Annotated in this window: 21 protein-coding genes and 1 tRNA gene; 13 read left to right on the top strand and 9 right to left on the bottom strand. The window is 71.8% G+C overall.

Going from position 1 to position 23,732, the window contains the following annotated elements:
- Nucleotides 1-52 precede the first annotated feature (52 nt).
- Nucleotides 53-1,735: a phenylacetic acid degradation protein PaaN gene (gene paaN / locus AB0B01_RS09110; protein WP_361714630.1), complete on the top strand. Its 1,683-nt coding sequence runs from the start codon at nt 53-55 to the stop codon at nt 1,733-1,735.
- Here paaN and AB0B01_RS09105 read toward each other — a convergent pair.
- The 3 genes from AB0B01_RS09105 to AB0B01_RS09095 are packed head-to-tail and all read right to left on the bottom strand — an operon-like array spanning nt 1,732 to nt 4,470.
- Nucleotides 1,732-2,502, bottom strand: coding sequence for a TrmH family RNA methyltransferase (locus AB0B01_RS09105; protein ID WP_361714627.1), 771 nt, complete (start codon nt 2,500-2,502; stop codon nt 1,732-1,734). The genes paaN and AB0B01_RS09105 overlap by 4 nt on opposite strands.
- Before the next feature lie 10 nt (nt 2,503-2,512).
- Nucleotides 2,513-3,733 (bottom strand): HTTM domain-containing protein, encoded by a 1,221-nt coding sequence (locus tag AB0B01_RS09100; protein WP_361714784.1) that lies wholly within the window; start codon nt 3,731-3,733, stop codon nt 2,513-2,515.
- Nucleotides 3,730-4,470: a DUF5819 family protein gene (locus AB0B01_RS09095; RefSeq protein ID WP_361714624.1), complete on the bottom strand. Its 741-nt coding sequence runs from the start codon at nt 4,468-4,470 to the stop codon at nt 3,730-3,732. Before AB0B01_RS09095 ends, AB0B01_RS09100 begins: the two co-directional genes overlap by 4 nt.
- Nucleotides 4,471-4,607: 137 nt before the next feature.
- Here AB0B01_RS09095 and paaA point away from each other — a divergent pair, with 137 nt between their 5' ends.
- The 6 genes from paaA to AB0B01_RS09065 all read left to right on the top strand — a co-directional run bounded on the left by paaA (nt 4,608) and on the right by AB0B01_RS09065 (nt 9,574).
- Complete coding sequence (paaA, locus tag AB0B01_RS09090; protein ID WP_361714621.1) at nt 4,608-5,651, top strand: 1,2-phenylacetyl-CoA epoxidase subunit PaaA; 1,044 nt, start codon at nt 4,608-4,610, stop codon at nt 5,649-5,651.
- The gene (gene paaB, locus AB0B01_RS09085) at nt 5,648-5,932 is read left to right on the top strand and encodes a 1,2-phenylacetyl-CoA epoxidase subunit PaaB (protein WP_356845677.1); all 285 of its coding nucleotides are present in this window, start codon (nt 5,648-5,650) and stop codon (nt 5,930-5,932) included. The genes paaA and paaB overlap by 4 nt, the downstream gene beginning before the upstream one ends.
- Nucleotides 5,929-6,654, top strand: coding sequence for a 1,2-phenylacetyl-CoA epoxidase subunit PaaC (paaC, locus tag AB0B01_RS09080; protein WP_361714618.1), 726 nt, complete (start codon nt 5,929-5,931; stop codon nt 6,652-6,654). Before paaB ends, paaC begins: the two co-directional genes overlap by 4 nt.
- A complete protein-coding gene (gene paaD, locus AB0B01_RS09075; protein WP_361714615.1) occupies nt 6,648-7,175 on the top strand; it encodes a 1,2-phenylacetyl-CoA epoxidase subunit PaaD in 528 nt (175 codons plus the stop codon). Before paaC ends, paaD begins: the two co-directional genes overlap by 7 nt.
- The gene (paaE, locus tag AB0B01_RS09070) at nt 7,176-8,330 is read left to right on the top strand and encodes a 1,2-phenylacetyl-CoA epoxidase subunit PaaE (protein WP_361714612.1); all 1,155 of its coding nucleotides are present in this window, start codon (nt 7,176-7,178) and stop codon (nt 8,328-8,330) included. It begins immediately after the preceding gene.
- A 98-nt stretch (nt 8,331-8,428) separates the two neighbouring features.
- Nucleotides 8,429-9,574 (top strand): acyl-CoA dehydrogenase family protein, encoded by a 1,146-nt coding sequence (locus AB0B01_RS09065; protein ID WP_361714609.1) that lies wholly within the window; start codon nt 8,429-8,431, stop codon nt 9,572-9,574.
- Nucleotides 9,575-9,590: 16 nt separating this feature from the next.
- Here AB0B01_RS09065 and AB0B01_RS09060 read toward each other — a convergent pair whose 3' ends face one another.
- The 6 genes from AB0B01_RS09060 to AB0B01_RS09035 form a co-directional block, all read right to left on the bottom strand.
- The gene (locus AB0B01_RS09060) at nt 9,591-9,935 is read right to left on the bottom strand and encodes a rhodanese-like domain-containing protein (RefSeq protein WP_361714606.1); all 345 of its coding nucleotides are present in this window, start codon (nt 9,933-9,935) and stop codon (nt 9,591-9,593) included.
- A gap of 86 nt (nt 9,936-10,021) precedes the next feature.
- The gene (locus AB0B01_RS09055) at nt 10,022-10,843 is read right to left on the bottom strand and encodes a J domain-containing protein (protein ID WP_361714603.1); all 822 of its coding nucleotides are present in this window, start codon (nt 10,841-10,843) and stop codon (nt 10,022-10,024) included.
- Between the two features lie 119 nt (nt 10,844-10,962).
- Nucleotides 10,963-12,414 carry a DUF2252 domain-containing protein gene (locus tag AB0B01_RS09050; protein ID WP_361714781.1) on the bottom strand — a complete coding sequence of 484 codons (1,452 nt, stop codon included), beginning with the start codon at nt 12,412-12,414 and terminating at the stop codon, nt 10,963-10,965.
- Nucleotides 12,415-12,507: 93 nt separating this feature from the next.
- On the bottom strand, nt 12,508-13,191 hold the full coding sequence (locus tag AB0B01_RS09045; RefSeq protein WP_361714600.1) for a response regulator transcription factor: 684 nt from the start codon (nt 13,189-13,191) through the stop codon (nt 12,508-12,510).
- A gap of 8 nt (nt 13,192-13,199) precedes the next feature.
- Complete coding sequence (locus tag AB0B01_RS09040; protein ID WP_361714598.1) at nt 13,200-14,885, bottom strand: sensor histidine kinase; 1,686 nt, start codon at nt 14,883-14,885, stop codon at nt 13,200-13,202.
- Between the two features lie 328 nt (nt 14,886-15,213).
- Nucleotides 15,214-15,296: transfer RNA gene (locus AB0B01_RS09035), tRNA-Leu, on the bottom strand.
- Nucleotides 15,297-15,589: 293 nt separating this feature from the next.
- On the opposite strand from AB0B01_RS09035, the gene AB0B01_RS09030 reads away from it, so the two are divergent.
- From AB0B01_RS09030 to pknB, 6 genes are all read left to right on the top strand, one after another.
- Nucleotides 15,590-16,405 carry a DUF3662 and FHA domain-containing protein gene (locus AB0B01_RS09030; protein WP_361714595.1) on the top strand — a complete coding sequence of 272 codons (816 nt, stop codon included), beginning with the start codon at nt 15,590-15,592 and terminating at the stop codon, nt 16,403-16,405.
- 10 nt (nt 16,406-16,415) lie between these two features.
- Nucleotides 16,416-16,916, top strand: a complete 501-nt coding sequence (locus AB0B01_RS09025; protein WP_361714593.1) for an FHA domain-containing protein — start codon at nt 16,416-16,418, stop codon at nt 16,914-16,916.
- Nucleotides 16,917-17,060: 144 nt separating this feature from the next.
- The gene (locus tag AB0B01_RS09020) at nt 17,061-18,524 is read left to right on the top strand and encodes a Stp1/IreP family PP2C-type Ser/Thr phosphatase (RefSeq protein WP_361714590.1); all 1,464 of its coding nucleotides are present in this window, start codon (nt 17,061-17,063) and stop codon (nt 18,522-18,524) included.
- 31 nt (nt 18,525-18,555) lie between these two features.
- Nucleotides 18,556-19,980, top strand: coding sequence for an FtsW/RodA/SpoVE family cell cycle protein (locus AB0B01_RS09015; protein WP_361714587.1), 1,425 nt, complete (start codon nt 18,556-18,558; stop codon nt 19,978-19,980).
- Nucleotides 19,977-21,443: a penicillin-binding protein 2 gene (locus tag AB0B01_RS09010; RefSeq protein WP_361714584.1), complete on the top strand. Its 1,467-nt coding sequence runs from the start codon at nt 19,977-19,979 to the stop codon at nt 21,441-21,443. The genes AB0B01_RS09015 and AB0B01_RS09010 overlap by 4 nt, the downstream gene beginning before the upstream one ends.
- 176 nt (nt 21,444-21,619) lie before the next feature.
- Complete coding sequence (gene pknB / locus AB0B01_RS09005) at nt 21,620-23,641, top strand: Stk1 family PASTA domain-containing Ser/Thr kinase (RefSeq protein ID WP_361714581.1); 2,022 nt, start codon at nt 21,620-21,622, stop codon at nt 23,639-23,641.
- Nucleotides 23,642-23,732: the final 91 nt, after the last annotated feature.

Below are 23,732 nucleotides of genomic sequence, written 5' to 3'. Positions count from 1 at the left end.
AGGACTGCGAACCAGCCTGATCTTGCCCGGCTCAACGAGGAGTTGGTCCCTGATGGCCGCCGAGCTCACCGTCCCCCAGCTGTCCGCCAAGCACCGGACGACCCTCGACCAGGCGCTGGCCGCCATCCGCAGCCGCGCCTACTGGTCACCGCACCCCGAACACCCCAAGGCGTACGGCGAGACCGCGCCGGCCGACGGGCTCGCCGCCTTCCAGTCGCTGAACGGCACCCGGCTCGACCTCGGCCAGCCCGGCACCGACGGCTGGACCGGCGGCGAGGTGTCCCCGTACGGCCCGGAGCTCGGCGTGGAGTACCCGCACGCCGACCTGGACGTGCTGCTGCCCGCGATGCGGGAGGGGATGGGCGCCTGGCGGGACGCCGGCCCCGAGGTGCGCGCCCTGGTCTGCATCGAAATCCTGTCCCGGATCAGCGCGCGGACGCACGAGTTTGCGCACGCGGTCATGCACACCAGCGGCCAGGCGTTCATGATGGCGTTCCAGGCGGGCGGCCCCCACGCCCAGGACCGCGGCCTGGAGGCGGTGGCGTACGCGTACGAGGAGCAGACCCGCGTCCCCGGCCGCGCCGACTGGTCCAAGCCGCAGGGCAAGAAGGACCCGCTGGAGCTGGGCAAGACCTTCACGGCCGTCCCGCGCGGCATCGCGCTCGTGATCGGCTGCAACACCTTCCCGACCTGGAACGGCTACCCGGGCCTGTTCGCCTCCCTGGCCACCGGCAACGCGGTGCTGGTCAAGCCGCACCCGCGGGCCGTGCTGCCGCTGGCGCTCACCGTCCAGGTCGCCCGCGAGGTCCTCGCCGAGAGCGGCTTCGACCCGAACCTGGTGGCGCTGGCGGCCGAGCGTCCGGGGGAGGGCATCGCCAAGACCCTCGCCGTCCGGCCCGAGGTCAAGCTGATCGACTACACCGGGTCGACGGAGTTCGGCGACTGGCTGGAGGCCAACGCCCGCCAGGCGCAGGTCTACACGGAGAAGGCGGGCGTCAACACGGTCGTCATCGACTCCACCGACAACTACAAGGGGATGCTCTCCAACCTGGCCTTCTCGCTGTCCCTCTACAGCGGCCAGATGTGCACCACCCCGCAGAACCTGCTGATCCCGCGGGACGGCATCGCCACGGACGCCGGCCACAAGACGTACGACGAGGTCGTCGCCGACCTCGCGGCCTCCGTAGGCGGCCTGCTGGGCGACGACGCCCGGGCCAATGCGCTGCTCGGCGCGCTGGTCAACCCGGACGTCAAGGCCCGCCTGGAGGCGGCGGCCGCCCTCGGCGAGGTCGCCCTGCCCTCCCGCGAGGTCGTGAACCCGGAGTTCCCGGACGCGGTGGTGCGCACCCCGGTGATGGTGAAGCTGGACGGCTCCAAGCCGGACACGGAGGCCCCCTACTTCTCGGAGTGCTTCGGCCCGGTCTCCTTCGCGGTGGCGGTCGACTCGACCGCGGACGCGCTGGAGCTGCTGCGCCGCACGGTGCGGGATAAGGGCGCGATGACGGTGGGCGCGTACACGACGTCCGCGGACACCGAGCGGGCGATCGAGGAGGTCTGCCTGGAGGAGTCGGCGCAGCTCTCGCTGAACCTCACCGGCGGGGTCTACGTCAACCAGACCGCGGCCTTCTCGGACTTCCACGGCTCGGGCGGCAACCCGGCGGCGAACGCGGCCCTGTGCGACGGGGCGTTCGTCGCGAACCGCTTCCGCGTGGTGGAGGTCCGCCGCCAGGCCTAGGCGGTGCCGGGGTGCGGCCCGCCCGGGTGCGGGCCGCCCCAGTGGAAGAGGGTCATGGCCACGCTGGTGGCCAGGTTGTAGCTGGACACCTGCGGCCGCATCGGCAGGGACACCAGGTGGTCGGCGCGGGCGCGCAGCTCGGGCGAGATGCCGTGGCGTTCGGAGCCGAAGGCGAGCAGGGCGTCGTCCGGGAGGGTGAGGGCGCGGATGTCCTCGCCCTCCGGGTCCAGCGCGTAGACGGGACCGTGCGGCAGGGTCTCGATCTCCACCCGGTCGACGGTGGTGGCGTAGTGCAGCCCGGCGCCGGCCCGGACCACGTTCGGGTGCCAGGGGTCGAGGTCGCCGCGGGTCACCACTCCGGTGGCGCCGAAGCCGGCGGCGAGTCGTACGACGGCGCCGACGTTGCCGAGGTTGCGGGGGTTGTCCAGCACGACGACGGGCGCACTGCGCGGCATCCGCTCCAGCCTGGCCCGCCCTTCGGCCCGGTCCGGCCTGACCGCCAGCGCCGCGACGCCGGTGGGGTGGATGCGGGTCAGCAGCGTCCGCAGATCGGCCCCGCGCACCAGCCGCACCACGTCGGCCTCCACGTCCGGAGCCAGCTCGGCGGCGAGCGCCCGTACCGCCTCGGGCTCGTCGGCGACGGCGGCCACCACGCGGGCCCCGAACCGCAGGGCGTGCTTCAGCGCGTGGAACCCGTCGAGGAGCACCACGTCCTCCCGCTCGACGGCTTCCCGCCACTCCCGCGCCGTCTGCTCCCGCTCAGTCATACCGCCGACCCTAAGGCCCCGCCGGAGCGGTCACGGGACCGCCGTCGCCCGGAGCCGGGACGGGACCGCCCTCCGCCGGGGCCGTCCGCGCAGCTCCGTCCCTCCGCGCGGCCGGCACGAGCCCGGCGGCCCGGCCGCCCAGCCACACCAGGAACCCCGTCGGCAGGAACACCGCGTCCGCGGCGATCATCGCCATCGAGAAGAACGGCAGCCCCAGCAGCACCGCGATCCCGGCGTGCTCCAGCATCATCAACGCCAGCAGCACGTTCTTGATCCGCCGGTTGAACACCGTGAACGGGAAGGCGACCTGCACCACCACCGTTCCGTACGACAGCAGCATCACCATCAGCCCGCTGCCCGCCACCAGCGAGGACAGCCCCGGCCACGGACTGAAGTAGTCCAGCCCGAGCGGGTAGTACAGCGCGGTCCCGTCCTGCCACCGCGATCCCTGGACCTTGTACCAGCCCGCCGTCGCATAGATCAGGCAGACCTCCGCCATGATCACCATCATCCCGGCGTTGTGCAGCACGTTCGCCAGGACGTCCAGGACCGCCCGGCCCTCTCCCTGCGGCTCGTACCGGTCCACCATCCACCACACCGCGGCCAGTACCCACAGCGCCGCGAAGACCGCGAGCCAGCCGTAGCCGAACCCCGCCGTCACCGCCCCGTACGCGAACCCCGCACCCAGCACGGCCCACAACGCGGGGCCGGCCGCCCCCGCCGTCGCCGAGCCCCTGCGCCGCGCCCTGCGCGCGTCCAGCGACCACACCTGCGCGCACCGGGTCAGCACCAGGTACATCGCCATCAGGTGGATGACGTTGTCCCCGCCGTCGCCCATGAACACGCTGCGGTTCTGCAGGGACAGCACCCCCACCATGAACAGCAGGGACATCGCCCGCGTCCGCCAGCCCAGCAGCAGCAGCGCGCTCGCCAGCACGGCCACCGCGTACACGGCCTCGAACCACACCGCCGAGTCCGACCACATCAGCACCGTGAAGGCCCGGTTCGAGTCGGTCAGGCGGCGCGCCAGCTCCCAGCTCCAGGGCCCGTCCGGCCCGTAGAGCTCGTGCCGGTGGGGGAACTCCCGCAGCAGGAAGAACAGCCACGTCGCTGAGAAGCCGATGCGGACCACCGCGCTCTGGTACGGGCCCAGCGCCCGCCCCGTGACCTGCGCGAGCAACCGCCCGGCGGCGGCCCGCGCCGCCCGGCCGGCCGCGACCGGGTGCCTCACACCGTCCACCACGGCAGCTCCCGGTAGTACGTCTGCGTGTCCGTCGTCTCGTCGCTCCACTTCGGCGCGGCCACCGCCCGCGTCGCCGAGCGCAGCTGGATGCGTACGATCTCGCCGTCCGCCGCCCCGCCTCCGGGGGGCCCGGGGGCGGTCAGCCGCTCCAGCGCGATCCGCCGCAGGTACTGCTCCGAGAGCTCGCCGCGCTCGCCGGACGGCTTCTCCTCCTCGTCGTGGGAGCTGGTGTAGAAGTCCCAGGCCCGGCGCAGCTCGTTCTGCCGCGTATGGCTCGGCAGCAGACGGTGCCGGATGGCCGCGCCGTCCTCGGCGGACAGGTCGCGCCAGCTGCCGGTGACCACCTCGCCGCCGGCCGTCCGCATCTCCGCGCGGACCTCGACGGCGATGTTCTGCTGGAGCGGGTTGGGGGCGAAGAGCTTCCAGTTCTGCTCGAACTCGGGATAGATCCAGTCGTCGATCGCCTCCGCGTGCCGCTTGCTCACGGTGTTGGCGGGGGCGACGTGCAGGAAGACCAGGGCCAGGTGTGCGCAGGCGGCGAAGCCGACGACCGCCAACACGAGCGCCGCGAGTATCCGGTAGGGGGCGGACAGTCCGGCGATCCCGCCGGCCCGCACCGGAGCCGGGGCGGGGGACGGGTCGGGGCACGCTGCGCCCGGGGAATCGCCCGGCGGAGCGACCGGCGGAACGGTCTGTTCCGCGGCCTCGCGCTCGTTCGAAACCATCCCGCCCCGTCCATCCGGCGACCACACGGTTGACCACAGAGGTTGACACCCTACGGGCCCTCGTCTCACCATTGAAGAGGACGAACCGAACGATCGGTCGGTCGGGCGGTCAACGAAAACTCTGGCAGGGGGCCGGGATGGTGGCAGTGACCCCGGAAACGGGGCAGGACACGGGCCTCGGGGCTGACCTCGGGGCACAGCTCGCGGCGGCCTTCGACGCGGCCGTGGCCGCGGACGAGCGCGTGGAGCCGCGCGACTGGATGCCCGAGGAGTACCGGGCCTCGCTCGTACGCCAGATGGCCCAGCACGCCCACTCCGAGATCATCGGCATGCAGCCTGAGGCCAACTGGATCACCCGGGCACCCTCGCTGCGCCGCAAGGCGATCCTGATGGCCAAGGTCCAGGACGAGGCGGGGCACGGGCTGTACCTCTACAGCGCCGCCGAAACCCTCGGCACCAGCCGCGACGAGCTGCTCGACAAGCTCCACTCGGGTCGGCAGAAGTACTCCTCGATCTTCAACTACCCCACCCTTACCTGGGCCGACGTCGGTGCGATCGGCTGGCTCGTGGACGGGGCGGCGATCACCAACCAGGTGCCGATCTGCCGCTGCTCCTACGGACCGTACGCGCGCGCCATGGTCCGGATCTGCAAGGAGGAGTCCTTCCACCAGCGCCAGGGCTTCGAGCTCCTCATGACCCTCTCCAAGGGCACCGAGGCGCAGCACGCCATGGCGCAGGACGCGGTCGACCGCTGGTGGTGGCCCTCCTTGATGATGTTCGGTCCGCCGGATGACGAGTCGGCGCACTCCGCGCAGTCGATGGCGTGGCGGATCAAGCGGCACTCCAATGACGAGCTGCGCCAGCGCTTCGTGGACATCGCCGTGCCGCAGGCCGAGGCGCTGGGCCTGACCCTGCCCGACCCGGACCTCAAGTGGAACGAGGAGCGCGGGCACTACGACTTCGGCCCGATCGACTGGGCCGAGTTCTGGGACGTGCTGAAGGGCAACGGCCCGTGCAACGAACAGCGGATCGGCCAGCGGCGCCGGGCCCACGAGGAAGGCGCCTGGGTCCGCGAGGCGGCCGCGGCGTACGCGCGCAAGCACGCGCCGCAGCCCGAGGGCCGGAGCGTGACCCCGGACGGGAACGCGAAGCAGAACGTGAACGAGGAGGCAGGGGTATGACGCAGAACTGGCCACTGTGGGAGGTGTTCGTGCGCTCGCGCCGCGGTCTCTCGCACACGCACGCGGGCAGCCTGCACGCCCCCGACGCGGAGATGGCCCTGCGCAATGCCCGCGATCTCTACACCAGGCGCGGCGAGGGCATCTCGATCTGGGTGGTGCCCTCCACCGAGATCACCGCCTCCTCGCCCGACGAGCGGGACCCGTTCTTCGAACCGTCCGCCGACAAGCCGTACCGGCACCCCACCTTCTATGACATCCCCGAGGGGGTGAGCCACCTGTGACCAGCACCGATGTCACCCAGGCGGCCGCCCTCGCGCTCGGGGACGACGCGCTGATCCTCTCCCACCGCCTCGGCGAGTGGGCCGGCCACGCCCCCGTCCTGGAGGAGGAGGTCGCCCTCGCCAACATCGCGCTCGACCTGCTCGGCCAGGCCCGCGTGCTGCTGTCCATGGCCGGGGACGAGGACGAGCTCGCCTTCCTGCGCGAGGAGCGGTCCTTCCGCAACCTCCAGCTGGTCGAGCAGCCGAACGGCGACTTCGCCCACACCATCGCCCGGCAGCTGTACTTCTCCCTCTACCAGCACGAGCTCTACGCGGTGCTCGCCGCCGGGGACGGCCCGTTCGCCCCCCTCGCGGCCAAGGCCGTCAAGGAGACCGCCTACCACCGCGACCACGCCGAGCAGTGGACCCTGCGCCTCGGCGACGGGACCGAGGAGAGCCACCGCCGGATCCGGGCAGCCCTGGACGGGCTGTGGAAGTACACCGGCGAGCCGTTCCAGCCGGTGGAGGGGCTCGACGGGGTGGACTGGACCGCCTTGGAGAGCCGCTGGCTCACCGCACTGGGCGACGTACTGGAGCGGGCCGGGCTCGCACTCCCCGAGGGCCCGCGCACCGGGGCCTGGGCGGCCGGAGCGGGCCGCGAGGGCCTGCACACGGAGCCGTTCGGCAGGCTGGTCGCCGAGATGCAGCACCTGCACCGCAGCCACCCGGGGGCGTCATGGTGACGGATCCGGCGCAGACCGCCGCCGCGCACGAGGGCACGACCCGCCTGGAGGCGGAGCTGGCCGAGCTCGCCGGCTCCGTCCCGGACCCGGAGCTGCCCGTCCTCACCCTCGCCGAGCTCGGCGTGCTGCGCGGGGTCCGGGTGCAGGAGGACGGCCACGTCGAGGTCACCCTCACCCCCACCTACACCGGCTGCCCCGCCATCGAGGCCATGTCCGCCGACATCGAGCGGGTCCTGACCGGCCACGGCATGGCGGACGTCCGGGTGCGCACCGTCCTCTCCCCCGCCTGGTCGACCGACGACATCAGCGCCGAAGGCCGCCGCAAGCTCGCCGAGTTCGGCATCGCCCCGCCCCGCCCGCACGCGGCGGGCGGGCCGGTCCCGCTGACCCTCTCGGTCCGCTGCCCCCACTGCGGCTCGACCGACACCGAGCTGCTCAGCCGGTTCTCCTCCACCGCATGCAAGGCGCTGCGCCGCTGCACCGCCTGCCGTGAACCGTTCGACCACTTCAAGGAGCTGTAGATGGCCGAGTCCACGCCGTCGCCCGCGCCGTCGTCCGCTGCGGTGGCCCCGCGCCCCGCACGCCACGGCGCCTTCCACCGGCTGACGGTGGCGGCGGTCGACCGGCTCACCGACGACTCGGTGGCACTGACCCTGGAGGTACCGCAGGAGCTGCGCGCCGAGTACCGGCACGCCCCCGGCCAGCACCTCACCCTGCGCCGCAGCACCCCGGAGGGCGTGGAGATCCGCCGTACCTACTCCATCTGCTCGCCCGCACCGGAGGCGGGCGGTCCGGGCCCCGCCCACCTGCGGGTGGGCGTGCGGCTGGTGGAGGGCGGCGAGTTCTCCACCTTCGCGCACAAGGAGGTCGCGGCCGGGGACGTGCTCGATGTGATGGTCCCGGCCGGCCGGTTCGTCCTGGAGCCGGCCGCCGCCCCGGCGGCGGGGCACTATGCGGCGATCGTCGGCGGCAGCGGGATCACGCCGGTGCTGTCGATCGCGGCCTCGCTGCTGGCGGCGCGGCCCGACGCCCGGTTCTGCCTCGTCCGCAGCGACCGTACGGCGGCCTCGACGATGTTCCTGGAGGAGGTCGCCGACCTCAAGGACCGCTACCCGGACCGGTTCCAGCTGGTGACGGTCCTGTCCCGGGAGGAGCAGGAGGCCGGCCTGCCGTCCGGGCGCCTGGACGAGGAGCGGCTGAAGTCGCTGCTGCCCGCCCTGCTGCCGGTCGCGGAGGTGACGGGCTGGTTCCTCTGCGGTCCGTACGGGCTGGTGCTCGGCGCGGAGCAGGCGCTGGGCGCGCTCGGGGTCGCACGGACCAGGATCCACGAAGAGGTCTTCCACGTCGAGGACGCCACGGTCTCCGCTCCCGCGGCGGCGTCCGCGGCCTCGGTGGCTTCCAGCGGGCAGGTCACCGCCCGTCTCGACGGCCGCTCCGGCACCTGGCCGGTCCGGGACGGGGAATCCCTGCTGGACGCGGTCCTGCGCAACCGCGCCGACGCTCCGTACGCCTGCAAGGGCGGGGTGTGCGGCACCTGCCGGGCCTTCGTGGTGCGGGGCGAGGTCCGGATGGACCGGAACTTCGCGCTGGAGTCGGAGGAGACGGAGGCCGGGTTCGTGCTGGCCTGCCAGTCGCACCCGGTGACGGACGAGGTGGAGATCGACTTCGACCGCTGACCGCTGCCGGTCCCGCCCCTGGGCAATTCCGGGAACCTGTTCTATATTGACGCTCCGTCAGATCAGAACAGGTTCCGGTGCGCGCGGGAGGACAGGCAGTGGACTTCACCTTCACCGAGGAGCAGCAGGCCGCCGTCGAGGCGGCCAAGGCCGTCTTCACGGATGTCGCTCCGGACAGCGTGCCCAGCCCCGCGCTCACCCCCGGGGCGGTCGCCGACGATATCGACCGGCCCCTGTGGGCGAAGCTCGCCGCATCGGATCTGCTGGGCCTGGTGCTGGCCGAGGAGCACGGCGGAGCCGGACTCGACACCATCGCCCTGTGCCTGGTGCTGCGCGAGGCGGCGAAGGTGCTGGCCCGGGTGCCGCTCCTGGAGCACTGCGCCACCGCCATGGCCGTCCAGGCCCACGGCAGCCCCGCACTGGCCGCCGCCCTGCTGCCCGGCGCCGGGCGCGGAAGCCTGGTGCTCACCGCCGCCGCCCACGGCCGCAGCGGGCACGACCCGGCCGAACTCGCCGTCACCACCCGCCGCGAGGGCAGCAGCGGGTGGGTCCTCGACGGGGTACAGACCGCGGTCCCCTGGGCGCAGAGCGCCGACTGGATCGCCGTACCGGCCCACACCGGCGAGGGGGAGGCCGTCCTCGCGCTCGTCCCCCGTACCGCCGAAGGCCTCACCCTGGCCGACCAGTTCTCCACCAGTGGGGAGCGCCTCGCCGAACTGGCCCTGGACGGGGTGCGGGTGCCCGGGACCCACCTCATCGAGGCCCCGGAAGCCTGGGAGCGCCTCCGCCGGCTGCTCACCACGGGCACCTGTGCGCTGGCGCTGGGCCTCGGCGAGCGCGTCCTCGCCATGACCGGCGAATACACCGGCAAACGCGAGCAGTTCGGCTTCCCGGTGGCCACCTTCCAGGCCGTCGCCGTCCAGGCTGCCGACCGCTACATCGACCTGCGCGCCATGGAGGTCACCCTCTGGCAGGCCGCCTGGCGGCTCGACGCGGCGACCGGCGCAGCGGGCGGCCCGCTGCCCAGCGCCGGCGATGTGGCGGTCGCCAAGATATGGGCCGCGGAGGGGGTGCGCCGGGTCGTACAGACGGCACAGCACCTGCACGGCGGCTTCGGCGCCGACACCGACTACCCCCTGCACCGCTACCACGCCTGGGCCAAACAGCTGGAGCTCCAGCTCGGCCCGGCCGCAGCGCACGAGGAGGCCCTGGGCGACCTCCTGGCCGCCCACCCCCTCGCCTGAGGTTCCGGCAGCCCCGCTAGAGCACGAAGGCCGGGTTGCCGCTGGTGGAGACCATCGGGCGCCCGGCACCGTCCCAGGCCTGCATCCCGCCGTCGACGTTGACCGCGTCGATGCCCTGGCGCACCAGGTACTGGGTCACCTGCGCGGAGCGCCCGCCGACCCGGCACACCACGTGCACCCGGCGGCCGTCCTCGACGACCTCCGCCAGCTCACCGAAGCGGGCGACGAAGTCGCTCATCGGGATGTGCAGAGCGCCTTCCACATGCCCGGCAGCCCATTCGTCGTCCTCGCGGACGTCCAGCACAAAGCCTTCGGCGGGCACCGCGGCGGCGTCCACCGAGGGAAGCGGCCCGAAGTTCATACGTCGCCTTCTCTCATCACGGATCTCCCACCCAACCTAGCGGACACCCACCCGGCACATGGCCCCGCAGCACCCGCATCGGGAGATCACTGGGCGGCAAGGGCCTCAAGCTCTGCCTCGCGCTCGGCGACCTGCCCGAGCAACTGCTCGGCGATCTCCTCCAGCAGCCGGTCGGGATCCTCCGGTGCCATCCTCAGCATCGAGCCGATCGCGCTGTCCTCCAGCTCCCGGGCGACCGCCGCCAAGAGCTCCTTGCGCTGCGCCAGCCACTCCAGCCGGGCGTAGAGCTCCTCGCTCTCGTTCAGCCGCCGTACGGCCTCCGGTACCGGACCCGCCGCCCATTCCTCGGCCAGCGCCCGCAGCACCTGCTCGTCACCGCGTCCGTACGCCGCGTTGACCCGCGCGATGAACGCGTCGCGCCGCTCCCGCTCGGCCTCGTCCTGCGCAAGGTCGGGATGCGCCTGGCGGACCAGCTCACGGTAGAGCCGGCGTACCTCTTCCGAAGGCCGCACCCGCTCCGGCGGCCGCACCGGCCGTTCAGTGAGCATCGCGGAGGCGTCGTCGGACATGCCGTCGGAGTCCAGCCAGTCGTGGAACAGCTCGTCCACGCCCGGCATCGGCATCACCAGCGACCGCGCCTCCCGCGCCCGCCGCAGGTCCTCGGCATCCCCGCTGCGCGCCGCCTTCGCCTCGGCGATCAGCGCGTCCAGTTCATCGAGCCGCGAGTACATCGGGCCCAGCTTCTGGTGGTGCAGGCGGGAGAAGTTCTCCACCTCCACCCGGAAGGTCTCCACCGCGATCTCGAACTCGATCAGCGCCTGCTCGGCGGCCCGTACGGCCCGCTCCAGGCGGGCCTCGGGACGTTCGTCGTCGCCGGGGACGGTCTCTTCGGTCTGCTGCTCGCTCACCCGGCCAGCCTAAGCCCGGTCCGCCCGGGGCCGATGTTCCACGTGAACCCGGTTTCCCGCGCCCTCACCCGCTCTCGCACGGTTTCACGTGAAACATCTCTCCCCGGCCGCGGAGGGACTCAGACCCCGGCCTCCGCGGCGATGCGCCCGCTGCGCACCGCGGCGACCAGCACCGCGTGATCGGCCTCGCTCCGGTCCGCGTAGGCCACCGCGAACGTGGCCATGGCCTCGTCCAGCTCGTCGTTCTTGCCGCAGTACCCGGCGAGCAGCCGCGGATCGGCGCTGTGGGCGTGCGCGCGGGCCAGCAGGGCACCGGTCATGCGCCCGTAGTCGTCGATCTGGTCGGCAGCCAGCGCCGCCGGGTCCACACTGCCCTTGCGGTTGCGGAACTGCCGCACCTGGTAGGGCCGCCCCTCCACCGTGGTCCAGCCCAGCAGGATGTCGGAGACCACCTGCATCCGCTTCTGGCCGGCCACCACCCGGCGGCCCTCGTGCTCCTCGGCGGCGGAGACGAAGCCCAGCGCCGGCAGGTACGGCAGCAGGACCGAAGGCCGGGCCTCCTTCACCTGGAGCACCAGCGGCTCGCCCCGGTGGTCGAGCAGCAGCACCACGTACGAGCGGGTCCCGACACTGCCGGTGCCCACCACCCGGAAGGCCACGTCGTGGATCGCGTACCGGGCGAGCAGCGGCAGCCGGTCGCCCTGGAGCGTGTGCAGGTACGGGCCCAGCGAGGCCGCGACGGCCGCCGCCTCGCGGTCGCCGACCCTGCGCAGCACCGGCAGGGCGTCGACGAAGCGCCGGCCCCCGTCGGGACCGATCTCGGTCGACTTGGCGGCGAACCGGGCCGAGGTGTTGTTGCGGGCCTTCTCCGAGACCCGCTCCAGGGTGCCCAGCAGATCCCGCGCATCGGTGTGCGAGACGAGCTCCTCGTCCGCGATGGCGTTCCAGGCGTCCAGGGCCGGCAGCTTGGCCAGCAGCCGCATGGTCCGGCGGTACGCACCCACGGCGTCCAGCGCCGCGGCCCGGCAGGTGTCCTCGTCCGCGCCGGCCACCCGCCCTGCCAGGACCAAGGAGGTCGCCAGCCGCTTCAGGTCCCACTCCCAGGGGCCGAACACGGTCTCGTCGAAGTCGTTGAGGTCGATGACGAGCCGGCCGCGCGCATCCCCGTACAGCCCGAAGTTCGCCGCGTGCGCGTCACCGCAGATCTGCGCGCCGACGCCGGTCACCGGCCCGCCGGACAGGTCGTGTGCCATCAGCCCTGCCGAGCCGCGCAGGAACGCGAAGGGGTTCGCCGCCATCCGGCCCACCCGTATCGGCGCCAGCTCGGGGACCCGCCCGACGTTTGACTCCTCCACCGCGCGCACCGCGTCCGGCCGCCCGGCCGGAGCCTCGAAGTGTGCGTGGGCCGAGCGCGGTACCCGGGTGCGCAGCGCCTTGCCCGCCTCCTTGGGCGACCCGGCGACCACCCGGGGCGCGAAACCCTCGACGACGGGTATCCGCCTGCCACCCGCCGGTACCGGTGCCGGCGCCACCGCTCTCGCCGCCGCTGCCGCCACCGCGAGCTCGTCCATCACAGCCGCCATGCCCTGCCGACCCCCACCCTCGTGTTCCCGGCCAACACCGCCTGCATGATGGCCAACATCATCAATGCGGCCCGACGGTACCTAGAGCCCGGCGTCCCTGGCCAGCAGGGCGGCCTGTACCCGGTTCTCGCAGCCCAGCTTCGCCAGGATCCGGCTCACGTAGGTCTTCACCGTCGCCTCGCTCATGTGGAGGCGCCGGCCGGCGTCCGCGTTCGACAGCCCTTCCCCGAGCAGGGCCAGCACCCCGCGCTCGCGCTCGCTCAGCCCGGCGACCCGTGCCCTCGCCTCCGCGGGGGAGATCCCGTGCCGGGCCTCGCCGCGCACCGGGCCGTGCCCCGCGGCGAGCTGGTCCACCACGTGCCGGGTCGCCCCGGGCGAGAGGTACGCGTCGCCGTTCGCGGTGGCCCGGACCGCGCCGATCAGCTCGCCGGGTGCCGAATCCTTGAGCAGGAAGCCCGCACCGCCCTGCCGGAGCGCGCGCAGCACGTTCTCCTTCTCCCCGAACGTGGTGAGGATCAGCGTCCGTACCTCGGGAGCCGCCCGCCGCAACTCGTCGAGCGCGCTCAGCCCGTCCATCACCGGCATCTGGATGTCCAGCAGCACGACGTCCGGCGCGTGTCCGCGGGCCAGCTCGACGGCCTCGCGGCCGTTCGCCGCCTCCGCCACGACCTCGATGTCCGACGCGGAGGTCAGGATCATCCTGATCCCGGCCCGGATCAGCGGCTCGTCGTCCGCGATCACCACTCGGATCGCCTTGGCTGTCATCCGCGCTCCTACTGCTTGACCTCGTACGCCTGCTTGTCGACGAGCTTGCCGCCCTGGAAGCAGAACCGGAAAACGGTATCGGTGGACAGACCCGAGTCCTCGCTCGACAGCAGCGCCAGGCACTGCGCCCCCTGCGGCCGGTCCGGGCCCCGGCGTTCCATGCCGTTGGTCAGGAAGCCCTCGCCCTCGGGCAGCCGGGCGCGAACCGCCTCCTCCGACTCGCCCACCTGCACCCGGTCGTACTCGGCCCTGCTGATCATCGACTCGTTCACCGAGCCCACGAGCAGCACCAGGACCGCCCCGACCACGATCACCAGCAGCACCACCGCCGCCACCGCTATCCCGCAGCCGAGCGCCATCCCCCCGGTCCGGCTGCGCCGGCGTACGGCCAGCTCCCGGTCCACCGCCGCCCAGTCCATCGGCGGCCCGCCCGCATGCCCGGGCACCTGCGCCTGCGCCTGCTGCCCGAAGTCGTCGGCGACCACCTCCGCCCCGGCCGGCTCCGCCCCGTAGGGCAGCACCCCGGCCACCCGGAAGCCGCCGTCCTCGGTCGCGCCCGCGTGCACCATCCCGCCGACGAGCCGCGCCCGCTCCCGCAGCCCCGTCAGCCCCTGCCCGCCCGAGACCACCTCGCAGGGCCCCGTCCCCGGCCCCGGCCCGTTGGCGATCTCCACCACCAGCGAGTCGTCCTCGTACCGCAGCTCCACCGAGATCGACGACCCCGAAGCGTGCTTGTACGCGTTCGTCAGCGCCTCCTGCACGATCCGGTACGCCGCGTGGTCGCACGCGGCGACCAGCGGCCTCGGCTGCCCCGACGTGGTCATCCGTACGTCGGTCCCCGCGCTGCGCGCCGCATCGACGATCCCCGCGATCCCCGCCACACCCCGCGCCGCGGGTTGCGCCTCCTCCACGGGAGCCGGAGCCTCCACCCCGTCACGCAGGATCCCGACCACCTCGCGCAGCTCGTGCATGGCCGCGACCGAGGCCTGCCGCAGCACCCCCACCGCCTCCCGCTGCCGGTCGGTGAGCGCCGGATCCACCTCCAGGGCACCGGTGTGCACGGAGATCAGCGCGAGCTGGTGGCCGAGGCTGTCGTGCATGTCCTGGGCGATGCGCTGGCGCTCCCGCAGCCGGGCCTGCCCGGCGACCATCGCCCGCTCCCGCATCAGTTGGGCGTTGCGTTCCTGGAGCGCCCGCAGCAGGGTCCGGCGCTGCGACCAGTACCGGCTGGCCAGACCCGGCATCACCGCCGTCGCCAGGAACATCAGCGTCGAGAAGACGATCACCAGCACGGGCCGCATCTGCGCCCACTGCTGCACCACGCTGAGACCGACCTCTGCGAGGAAGGCCGCGGTGAAGGCCCCCAGCGCCCGGCCCACCCCGATGATCCGGCGCCCGGCCGACCAGCCCAACAGGCTCGTGACCAGCAGCGTCCCGGGCAGGAACGGGAACACTGCCGCGCCCACCACCAAGGTCACCACGGGCAGTCGGCGCCGCAGCAGCGTCAGCGCCGCCACGACCCCGGCGCTGGCCAGCATCCGCCGCACACCGCCGTGGTCGAGCTCCTCCACCCCCAGGCCGAGCAGCGCCAGCAGCCCGGCGATCGCCAGGTCCCCCGCCAGCATCCGCCGGGTCCAGGGCTCGGGCCCCCTCAGCCAGTCCCAGCCGGCCCGCGCTCTCGCCTTCGCATCCACGCGCCCGACCCTAGACACCAACCGTCCGACCCGGACACCTCTCTTTCGTCGCGGGCCTGCCGACGAAAGTCGTCCGGATGAGACCCACCTCACACCGGCGAACACGCCAACTCCGGGTCCGGCGCCCATGATCGGCGCCCCGGGCCGTCCGGCCGGGGTCAACCACCGCAGCCACAGCGGGGGATGACAGGGGACCGGCATCACGGAAGGAAAGAAAAAATCGCGGCCGGCCCCTGCGGGAACAGCACGGGAACGCCACGGCAAGGCGCGGGAACGCCAAAGCGAAACGGCCGCCACCGCTTTCGCGATGACGACCGTTTCGCCGATGTGGGCGAGGGGGGATTTGAACCCCCACGTCCCGAAGGACACTGGCACCTGAAGCCAGCGCGTCTGCCGTTCCGCCACTCGCCCGAGCAGCGTCCCAGTGGTTCTTCCCTTTCGGGCCGTTCCCCTGGCGACGTCGAAACATTAGCACGTCGCAGGGGGTGGAATCACATCGCTTTCCCCGCACTCCCCGGCCCCTCCCCGACAGGCCCCTCCCGCACCGCACTCCCGGTGCGGGACACTGTCCCCCGGGCGCCCCTACGATCCCTTGTGAGGACCAACACTCCTGCACACAGGACCTGTGGGGAACCAGCCGAATCCGCCACGCGTGGATACGATCAGTAAGCAGTACAGGGCGACAACGACGGAGGAGGTGCCCCATGGGAGTCCTGAAGCGTTTCGAGCAGCGACTCGAAGGTCTGGTGAACGGCACCTTCGCCAAGGTGTTCAAGTCCGAGGTCCAGCCCGTCGAGATCGCCGGCGCCCTCCAGCGCGAGTGCGACAACAACGCCACGATCTGGAACCGCGAGCGGACGGTCGTTCCCAACGACTTCATCGTCGAGCTCAGCACCGGTGACTACGAACGCCTCAGCCCGTACTCCGGCCAGCTCGGCGACGAGCTCGCGGGCCTCGTCCGCGACTACGCCAAGCAGCAGCGCTACAGCTTCATGGGCCCGATCAAGGTGCACCTGGAGAAGGCCGAGGACCTCGACACCGGTCTCTACCGGGTCCGCAGCCGCACCCTCGCCTCCAGCACCTCCCAGCCGCAGCCCCAGGCTCCCCCGGCCCCGCAGGGCCAGCAGGGCGGCTACGGATACCCGCCGGTCGCCGCTCCGCCCATGCCCGCCGGGCCGCCCCCGGGTCCGCCCGTGCGCCGGCCTGCCGGCAGCGGGCCGGCCCCGGCCGGCGGCGGCTCCCGGCGCCACTGGATCGAGATCAACGGCACCCGCCACCAGATTTCCCGCCCCACGCTCGTCCTCGGTCGAAGCACCGAGGCCGACGTGCGGATCGACGACCCCGGCGTATCCCGCCGGCACTGTGAGATCCGGACCGGAACGCCCTCGACGATCCAGGATCTCGGGTCCACCAACGGCATCGTGGTGGACGGGCAGCACACCACCCGCGCTACGCTCCGCGACGGCTCGCGGATCGTCGTGGGCAGCACCACCATCATTTACCGGCAAGCCGAAGGGTGAAGCGGGGGCAATGTCAGAGCTGACCCTGACGGTCATGCGGTTGGGTTTCCTGGCCGTTCTGTGGCTGTTCGTCATCGTGGCCGTCCAGGTCATCCGCAGCGACCTGTTCGGGACGCGCGTCACGCAGCGCGGCTCCCGCCGCGGCGGTGCCACCGGCACCCCGCAGCAGGGCGGCCGCCAGCAGGCCGCGCCCCCGCAGCAGCGACAGCGCCGCGGAGCGCCCACCAAGCTCGTGGTCTCCGAGGGCACCCTCACCGGCACGACGGTGGCCCTCGCCGGGCAGACGATCACGCTGGGACGCGCCCACGACTCCACGATCGTGCTGGACGACGACTACGCCTCCAGCCGCCATGCCAGGATCTACCCCGACCGTGACGGCCAGTGGATCGTCGAGGATCTCGGGTCCACCAACGGCACGTATCTCGACCGGACCCGGCTGACCACCCCGACGCCCATTCCGCCGGGCGCCCCGATCCGCATCGGCAAGACCGTCATCGAGCTGCGGAAGTAGTACGAGAATGAGCGAGCGGAGCGAGCGAGCCGCGGCAGTCCGTCCCCACCGGGAAACGGACCCGAGCGCGCTCCCGACCGGAGGGTGGGCAGTGTGGCTCGAGACCGGTTGTACCCGGAGTCAGCGGCGACAGGGCAGGTGCGCATGAGTCTGTCCCTGCGGTTCGCCGCCGGATCCCACAAGGGCATGATCCGGGAGGGCAACGAGGACTCCGGCTATGCCGGCCCCCGTCTCCTCGCGGTCGCCGACGGCATGGGCGGCCAGGCCGCAGGCGAGGTCGCCAGCTCCGAGGTGATCTCCTCGCTCGTGCAGCTCGACGACGACGTCCCGGGCTCCGACATCCTGACCTCCCTCGCCACCGCCGTGCAGCGCGCCAACGACCAGCTGCGCGTGATGGTCGAGGAGGACGCCCAGCTCGAAGGCATGGGCACCACCCTGACCGCCCTCCTGTGGACGGGCCAGCGCCTCGGCCTCGTGCACGTCGGCGACTCCCGCGCCTACCTGCTCCGCGACGGCGTCCTCACCCAGATCACCCAGGACCACACCTGGGTGCAGCGGCTCGTCGACGAGGGCCGCATCACCGAAGAGGAAGCCACCACCCACCCGCAGCGCTCCCTGCTGATGCGCGCGCTGGGCAGCGGCGACACCGTCGAGCCCGACCTCTCGATCCGCGAGGTCCGCGCCGGCGACCGTTACCTGATCTGCTCCGACGGGCTCTCCGGCGTGGTCTCCCACCAGACCCTGGAGGAGACCCTCGCCGACTACCACGGCCCGCACGAGACCGTGCAGGCCCTGATCCAGCTCGCCCTGCGCGGCGGCGGACCCGACAACATCACCTGCATCGTCGCCGACGTCCTCGACACCGACAGCGGGGACACCCTCGCCGCCCAGCTGAGCGACACCCCGGTCGTCGTCGGCGCGGTCGCCGAGAACCAGCACCAGCTCTTCGACGGCGGCAACGCCATGCAGACCCCGGCCGGCCGCGCCGCGGGTCTGGGCCGCCAGGTTCCCCCGCCCGCCGGTGCCTTCGGGCCCCCGGGCAGCGGCGAGGCCCCCGGCTACGGATACCCCGACCAGAGCCAGGGGGGCGGCGCGTACGGCAACTTCGGCGAACCCGACCCGTACGACGACGAGGCCCGCTTCGACGACACGTACGACAACCCCCGCAGGCGCCGCAGCAAAGGGCGCAAGTGGACCACCCGCACGCTGATCCTGCTGCTGGTGGCAGGGGTCGTCGGCGGCGGCCTCTACGCCGCCCACCGGTGGACCCAGACGCAGTACTACATCGGCGTCAAGGACAACCACGTCGCACTGTTCCGCGGCATCAGCCAGAAGCTCGGCCCGCTGGAGCTCTCCCAGGTGGAGACCGACCGCCCCGAGATCGAACTGAAGTACCTGCCGCCCTTCAAGCGCAAGCAGGTCGAGGCCACCATCAGCGAAACCAGCCTCGCCAACGCCCGCCAGAAGATCGACGAACTCGGCGTCCAGGTCTCGGCCTGCAAGAAGGACGAGGAGCGCCGGAACGCCGAGGCGCAGAACAGCCAGACACCCGGCCCCAGCCTGACTGCCGCAGAGCAGCAGCTGGTAGGCCAGTGCGAAAAGCAGTAGTCACACGCGGGCACAGGGGGCCTGCCACACCATGAGCGTTGTCACCAACACGACCACCATCGGCGCCATCGAGCTGCCGAGCCGGCGGAACACCGAGCTCCTGCTGCTCTGTTTCGCCGTGGTCATCCCGATCTTCGCCTACGCCAACGTGGGCCTGTCGATCCACGGCGAGCTGCCGCCCGGCATGGTCGCCTACGGCGGCGGCCTCGCCGTCCTCGCCGGCATCGCCCACCTCGTCGTACGGCGCTACGCCAAGTACGCCGACCCGCTGCTGCTGCCGATCGCCACCCTCCTGAACGGGCTCGGCTGCGTCCTGATCTGGCGGCTCGACCAGTCGCAGCGGCTCCAGAACCTGGCGAAGCGGCAGTTCGGCACGTTCTCCGAGTCCGCGCCCCGCCAGATGATGTACACGGCGCTGGCCATCGCCCTGTTCGCCGCCGTGCTGCTGCTGCTCAAGGACCACCGCACGCTCCAGCGGTTCACGTACATCTCCATGGCCGCCGCCCTGGTCCTGCTGATCCTCCCGGTGATCCCGGGCCTGGGTGCGGACGTCTTCGGCGCCAAGATCTGGATCAGCGTCGCCGGCTTCTCCATCCAGCCCGGCGAGTTCGCGAAGATCGTGATCGCGATCTTCTTCGCCGGCTACCTGATGGTGAAGCGCGACGCCCTGGCCCTGGCCAGCCGCCGCTTCATGGGCCTCTACCTGCCGCGCGGCCGCGACCTCGGCCCGATCCTGATGATCTGGGCGATGAGCCTGCTCGTCCTGGTCTTCGAGAACGACCTCGGCACCTCGCTGCTCTTCTTCGGCATGTTCGTGATCATGCTGTACGTGGCCACCGAGCGCACCAGCTGGATCGTCATCGGCCTGCTCATGAGCGTCGGCGGCGCGGCCGTCGTCGGCGCCACCGCCAGCCACGTCAAGGCCCGTGTCACCGCCTGGCTCGACCCCTTCGCCTGCTACTCCAAGTCGGGCGCCTGCGAGCAGGTCGGCCAGTCGATCATGAGCTTCGGTTCCGGCGGTGTCCTCGGCACCGGTTGGGGCCAGGGCAACTCCGACCTCATCGGCTTCGCCGCCAACTCCGACTTCATCTTCTCCACCGTCGGCGAAGAGCTCGGCCTCGCCGGGGTCATGGCCTTCCTGCTGCTCTACGGCCTGATCATCGAGCGCGGCGTGCGCACCGCCCTCGCCGCCCGCGACCCCTTCGGCAAACTGTTCGCGATCGGCCTCTCCGGCGCCTTCGCCCTCCAGATCTTCGTCGTCGCCGGCGGAGTCATGGGCCTCATCCCGCTCACCGGCATGACCATGCCCTTCCTCGCGTCCGGCGGCTCCTCCGTCCTCGCCAACTGGGCCCTCATCGGGATCCTCATCCGGATCAGCGACACCGCACGCCGCCCCGCACCGGCCCCGGCACCGTCCCCCGACTCCGAGATGACCCAGGTGGTCCGCCCGTCATGAACAAGCCCCTGCGCCGCATCTCTGTCTTCTGCGGGCTGCTCATCCTCGCGCTGCTGATCCGGACCAACTGGCTCCAGTACGTCCAGGCCCAGGAGCTCAGCACCCGCAAGGAGAACCGCCGGGTCCAGATCGCCCAGTACGCGACCCAGCGCGGCAACATCATCGTCGCCGGCGGGCAGGCCATCACGGGTTCCGCCGTCACCAACGGCAGCGACTACAAGTACAAGCGGACCTACGTCGACGGCCCCCTGTGGGCACCGGTGACGGGCTACGCCTCCCAGGCGTTCGGCTCCACCCAGCTCGAATCGCTCGAAGACCAGATCCTCACCGGCAACGACGACCGGCTCTTCTTCGACCGCACCATCGGCATGTTCACCGGCGAGAAGAAGGCCGGCGGCAACGTCGTCACCACGCTGATGCCCGAGGTACAGAAGGCCGCGTACGAGAACCTCGGCACCCGGAAGGGCGCCGTCGCGGCGATCGACCCGCGCACCGGCGCCATCCTCGCCCTGGTCAGCACCCCCTCGTACGACCCCTCCACCTTCGCCGGCAACTCCAAGACGGACGAGAAGGCCTGGGTCGCCCTGAAGGACAGCGAGGACAAGCAGCTCGTCAACCGCGCCCTGCGCGAGACCTACCCGCCCGGCTCCACCTTCAAGGTGGTCACCTCCGCGGCGGCCCTGGAGAACGGCGTCGTCACCGACATCAACGCGCCGACGGACACCCCCGAGCCGTACATCCTCCCGGGCACCAAGACGCCGATGGTCAACCACGCCAGCGGGTGCGAGAAGGCCAGCCTCAACGAGGCGCTGCGGGTCTCCTGCAACTCCGTCTTCGCGAACCTGGGCGACAAGGTGGGGCGGGACAACATGGTGAAGACCGCCGAGAAGTTCGGCTTCAACAACGACAAGATCGACACCCCGGTCCGCGCGTTCGCCAGCGTCTACGACAAGACGATGGGCAAGGACGGCAACGCCCAGAGCGCCATCGGCCAGTTCAACACCGCGGCCACCCCGCTCCAGATGGCCATGGTCACCGCCGCCATCGCCAACGACGGCAAGCTGATGAAGCCGTACATGGTCGACCAGCTGACGGCGCCCAACCTCGACGTGATCGAGAAACACGAGCCGCAGGAGATGAGCCGGCCGCTCTCCGCCGCCAACGCGCAGAAGATCCAGCAGATGATGGTCAACGTCGTCGAGAAGGGCACCGGCGCCAACGCCAAGATCAAGAACGTCACCGTCGGCGGCAAGACCGGCACCGCCCAGCACGGCGAGAAGAACGCCAAGCGTCCGTACGCCTGGTTCATCTCGTACGCCGAGAACCCCGACGGCACGTCCCCCGTCGCCGTCGCCGTCGTCATCGAGGACAGCAGCGCCGACCGCGAGGACATCAGCGGCGGCGGGCTCGCCGCCCCGGTCGCCAAGGCCGTGATGGAAGCCGTACTGAAGAACAAGGGCTGACGCGCACGTGACCCAGACCACTGTTCCCGCCCGGATCCGAGCGTACGGTACCGGTCCGGTATCAGGCTGTGGTCACGAACCGATCACCGACGATCGGCCGGTAGCCTTTGCGCGAACAGCACACCGCCGGACCACACACGGGTGCGGTCGGGACTGACGGAGAGGGCTGCAACGTTATGGAAGAGCCGCGTCGCCTCGGCGGCCGGTACGAGCTGAGCCACGTGCTCGGCCGCGGTGGCATGGCCGAGGTCTACCTCGCCCACGACACCCGGCTCGGCCGTACCGTCGCCGTCAAGACCCTGCGCGCCGACCTCGCCCGCGACCCGTCCTTCCAGGCCCGGTTCCGGCGCGAGGCCCAGTCGGCCGCCTCGCTCAACCACCCGGCGATCGTCGCGGTCTACGACACCGGCGAGGACTACGTCGACAACATCTCCATCCCGTACATCGTGATGGAGTACGTCGACGGCTCGACCCTGCGCGAGCTGCTGCACTCGGGCCGCAAGCTGCTGCCCGAGCGCACCCTGGAAATGACCATCGGCATCCTCCAGGCCCTTGAGTACTCGCACCGCGCCGGCATCGTGCACCGTGACATCAAGCCCGCCAACGTCATGCTCACGCGCACGGGCCAGGTCAAGGTCATGGACTTCGGCATCGCCCGCGCCATGGGCGACTCCGGCATGACCATGACGCAGACCGCGGCCGTCATCGGCACCGCCCAGTACCTCTCCCCGGAGCAGGCCAAGGGCGAGCAGGTCGACGCGCGCTCCGACCTCTACTCCGCGGGCTGCCTGCTGTACGAGCTCCTCTGCGTCCGGCCGCCGTTCATCGGCGACTCCCCGGTCGCCGTGGCGTACCAGCACGTGCGGGAAGAGCCCCAGCCGCCGTCGAACTTCGACCCCGAGATCACGCCCGAGATGGACGCGATCGTGCTGAAGGCCCTGGTCAAGGACCCGGACTACCGCTACCAGTCGGCCGACGAGATGCGCGCCGACATCGAGGCCTGCCTTGAGGGCCAGCCCGTCGCCGCGACCGCCGCCATGGGCGCCGCCGGCTACGGCTACCCCGACCAGGGCCACGGCTACGGCCACCCCGGCTACGACCAGCCCACCACCGCCCTGCGCGCCGCCGATTCCGGCGGCCAGACCTCCATGCTCCCGCCGATGCCCCCGGGCGACGGCGGATACGGGTACGGGGACCAGGGCCACGGCGGCTACGACCAGGGCCACGGCCGCCGCCAGAAGAAGAGCCGGGCCTCCACCATCCTGCTCGTCACGGCCGGCATCCTCGTGCTGGTGGGCGCGATCCTCATCGGCCGCTCCCTCTTCAGCGGCAGCGCCGACAACCGGCCCAACGTGCCGAGGCTCATCGGCCAGACCTTCGAGCAGGCGCAGAAGAGCGCCGACAACGTCGAGCTCAAGGTCACGAAGGGGCCGGACGAGCCCTGCGAGGACCAGCCCAAGGGCAACGTCTGCAAGCAGGACCCGGCGCCGGACACCAAGCTCGACAAGGGCTCCACGATCACGCTCACGATCTCCTCGGGCGCCCCCAGCGTGCCCATGATCAACGTGCTCAACCTGCAGTTCGACGAGGCGGAGAAGGCCCTCAAGGACAAGGGCTTCCAGGTCGAGCGGAAGAACCAGGAGTCCGACCGCCCGGCCGGCATCGTCCTCGACCAGAACCCCAAGAGCGGCCAGCAGGCCCAGAAGGGCTCCCTGGTCACCCTGACCGTCGCCAAGGAGCAGACCAAGGCCGAGGTCCCCAGCCTCCTCGGGAAGACCAAGGAGGAGGCGGTCAAGCTCCTCAACGACGCCAAGCTCAAGCTGGGCAGCACCACGGAGGTCGACTCCCCCGGCGCCCCGCCGAAGACGATCGTCCAGCAGCAGTACCAGCCGGGGGAGCAGGTCGCCCCGGGCACCACGGTCAACGTCTCCGTCGCCAAGGCCTCGCAGCAGACCCAGGTCCCGCAGCTGGCCACCAAGACGGTCGCCCAGGCCAAGGCCGAACTCGCCGCCAGAGGCCTGGTCTTCGGCGCGGTGCTGGGCGGCCCGACGGACGACAACGCGATCGTCATCGCCAGCGACCCGACCGCGAACTCGCCCGTCCCGACGGGCACGGTCGTCAACGTCCAGACGATCGCCAACCAGCAGGGCGGCCAGCAGGGCGGCATCTTCGGCGGCCTCACCGGCGGCCGCCGCTAGCCGCCGGCTGCAGCCGCCGCAGCCGCAGCCGCAGAGCACGGACAGGGCCCGGCTCCTCTCACCGAGAGGAGCCGGGCCCCGCCGTCTGCCC

The organism is Streptomyces sp. NPDC044571, assembly GCF_040647115.1.
GTDB lineage: Bacteria > Actinomycetota > Actinomycetes > Streptomycetales > Streptomycetaceae > Streptomyces.
Note: the sequence above shows the minus strand (reverse complement) of the source record. Positions and strands in the feature narration are given on the sequence as shown.

Coding starts and splice junctions, on each gene's coding strand:
- paaN (WP_361714630.1), top strand. CDS start 53: ATGGCCGCCGAGCTCACCGTCCCCCAGCTGTCCGCCAAGCACCGGACG.
- AB0B01_RS09105 (WP_361714627.1), bottom strand. CDS start 2,502: ATGACTGAGCGGGAGCAGACGGCGCGGGAGTGGCGGGAAGCCGTCGAG.
- AB0B01_RS09095 (WP_361714624.1), bottom strand. CDS start 4,470: ATGGTTTCGAACGAGCGCGAGGCCGCGGAACAGACCGTTCCGCCGGTC.
- paaA (WP_361714621.1), top strand. CDS start 4,608: ATGGTGGCAGTGACCCCGGAAACGGGGCAGGACACGGGCCTCGGGGCT.
- paaB (WP_356845677.1), top strand. CDS start 5,648: ATGACGCAGAACTGGCCACTGTGGGAGGTGTTCGTGCGCTCGCGCCGC.
- paaD (WP_361714615.1), top strand. CDS start 6,648: ATGGTGACGGATCCGGCGCAGACCGCCGCCGCGCACGAGGGCACGACC.
- paaE (WP_361714612.1), top strand. CDS start 7,176: ATGGCCGAGTCCACGCCGTCGCCCGCGCCGTCGTCCGCTGCGGTGGCC.
- AB0B01_RS09060 (WP_361714606.1), bottom strand. CDS start 9,935: ATGAACTTCGGGCCGCTTCCCTCGGTGGACGCCGCCGCGGTGCCCGCC.
- AB0B01_RS09050 (WP_361714781.1), bottom strand. CDS start 12,414: ATGGACGAGCTCGCGGTGGCGGCAGCGGCGGCGAGAGCGGTGGCGCCG.
- AB0B01_RS09045 (WP_361714600.1), bottom strand. CDS start 13,191: ATGACAGCCAAGGCGATCCGAGTGGTGATCGCGGACGACGAGCCGCTG.
- AB0B01_RS09030 (WP_361714595.1), top strand. CDS start 15,590: ATGGGAGTCCTGAAGCGTTTCGAGCAGCGACTCGAAGGTCTGGTGAAC.
- AB0B01_RS09025 (WP_361714593.1), top strand. CDS start 16,416: ATGTCAGAGCTGACCCTGACGGTCATGCGGTTGGGTTTCCTGGCCGTT.
- AB0B01_RS09020 (WP_361714590.1), top strand. CDS start 17,061: ATGAGTCTGTCCCTGCGGTTCGCCGCCGGATCCCACAAGGGCATGATC.
- AB0B01_RS09015 (WP_361714587.1), top strand. CDS start 18,556: ATGAGCGTTGTCACCAACACGACCACCATCGGCGCCATCGAGCTGCCG.
- AB0B01_RS09010 (WP_361714584.1), top strand. CDS start 19,977: ATGAACAAGCCCCTGCGCCGCATCTCTGTCTTCTGCGGGCTGCTCATC.
- pknB (WP_361714581.1), top strand. CDS start 21,620: ATGGAAGAGCCGCGTCGCCTCGGCGGCCGGTACGAGCTGAGCCACGTG.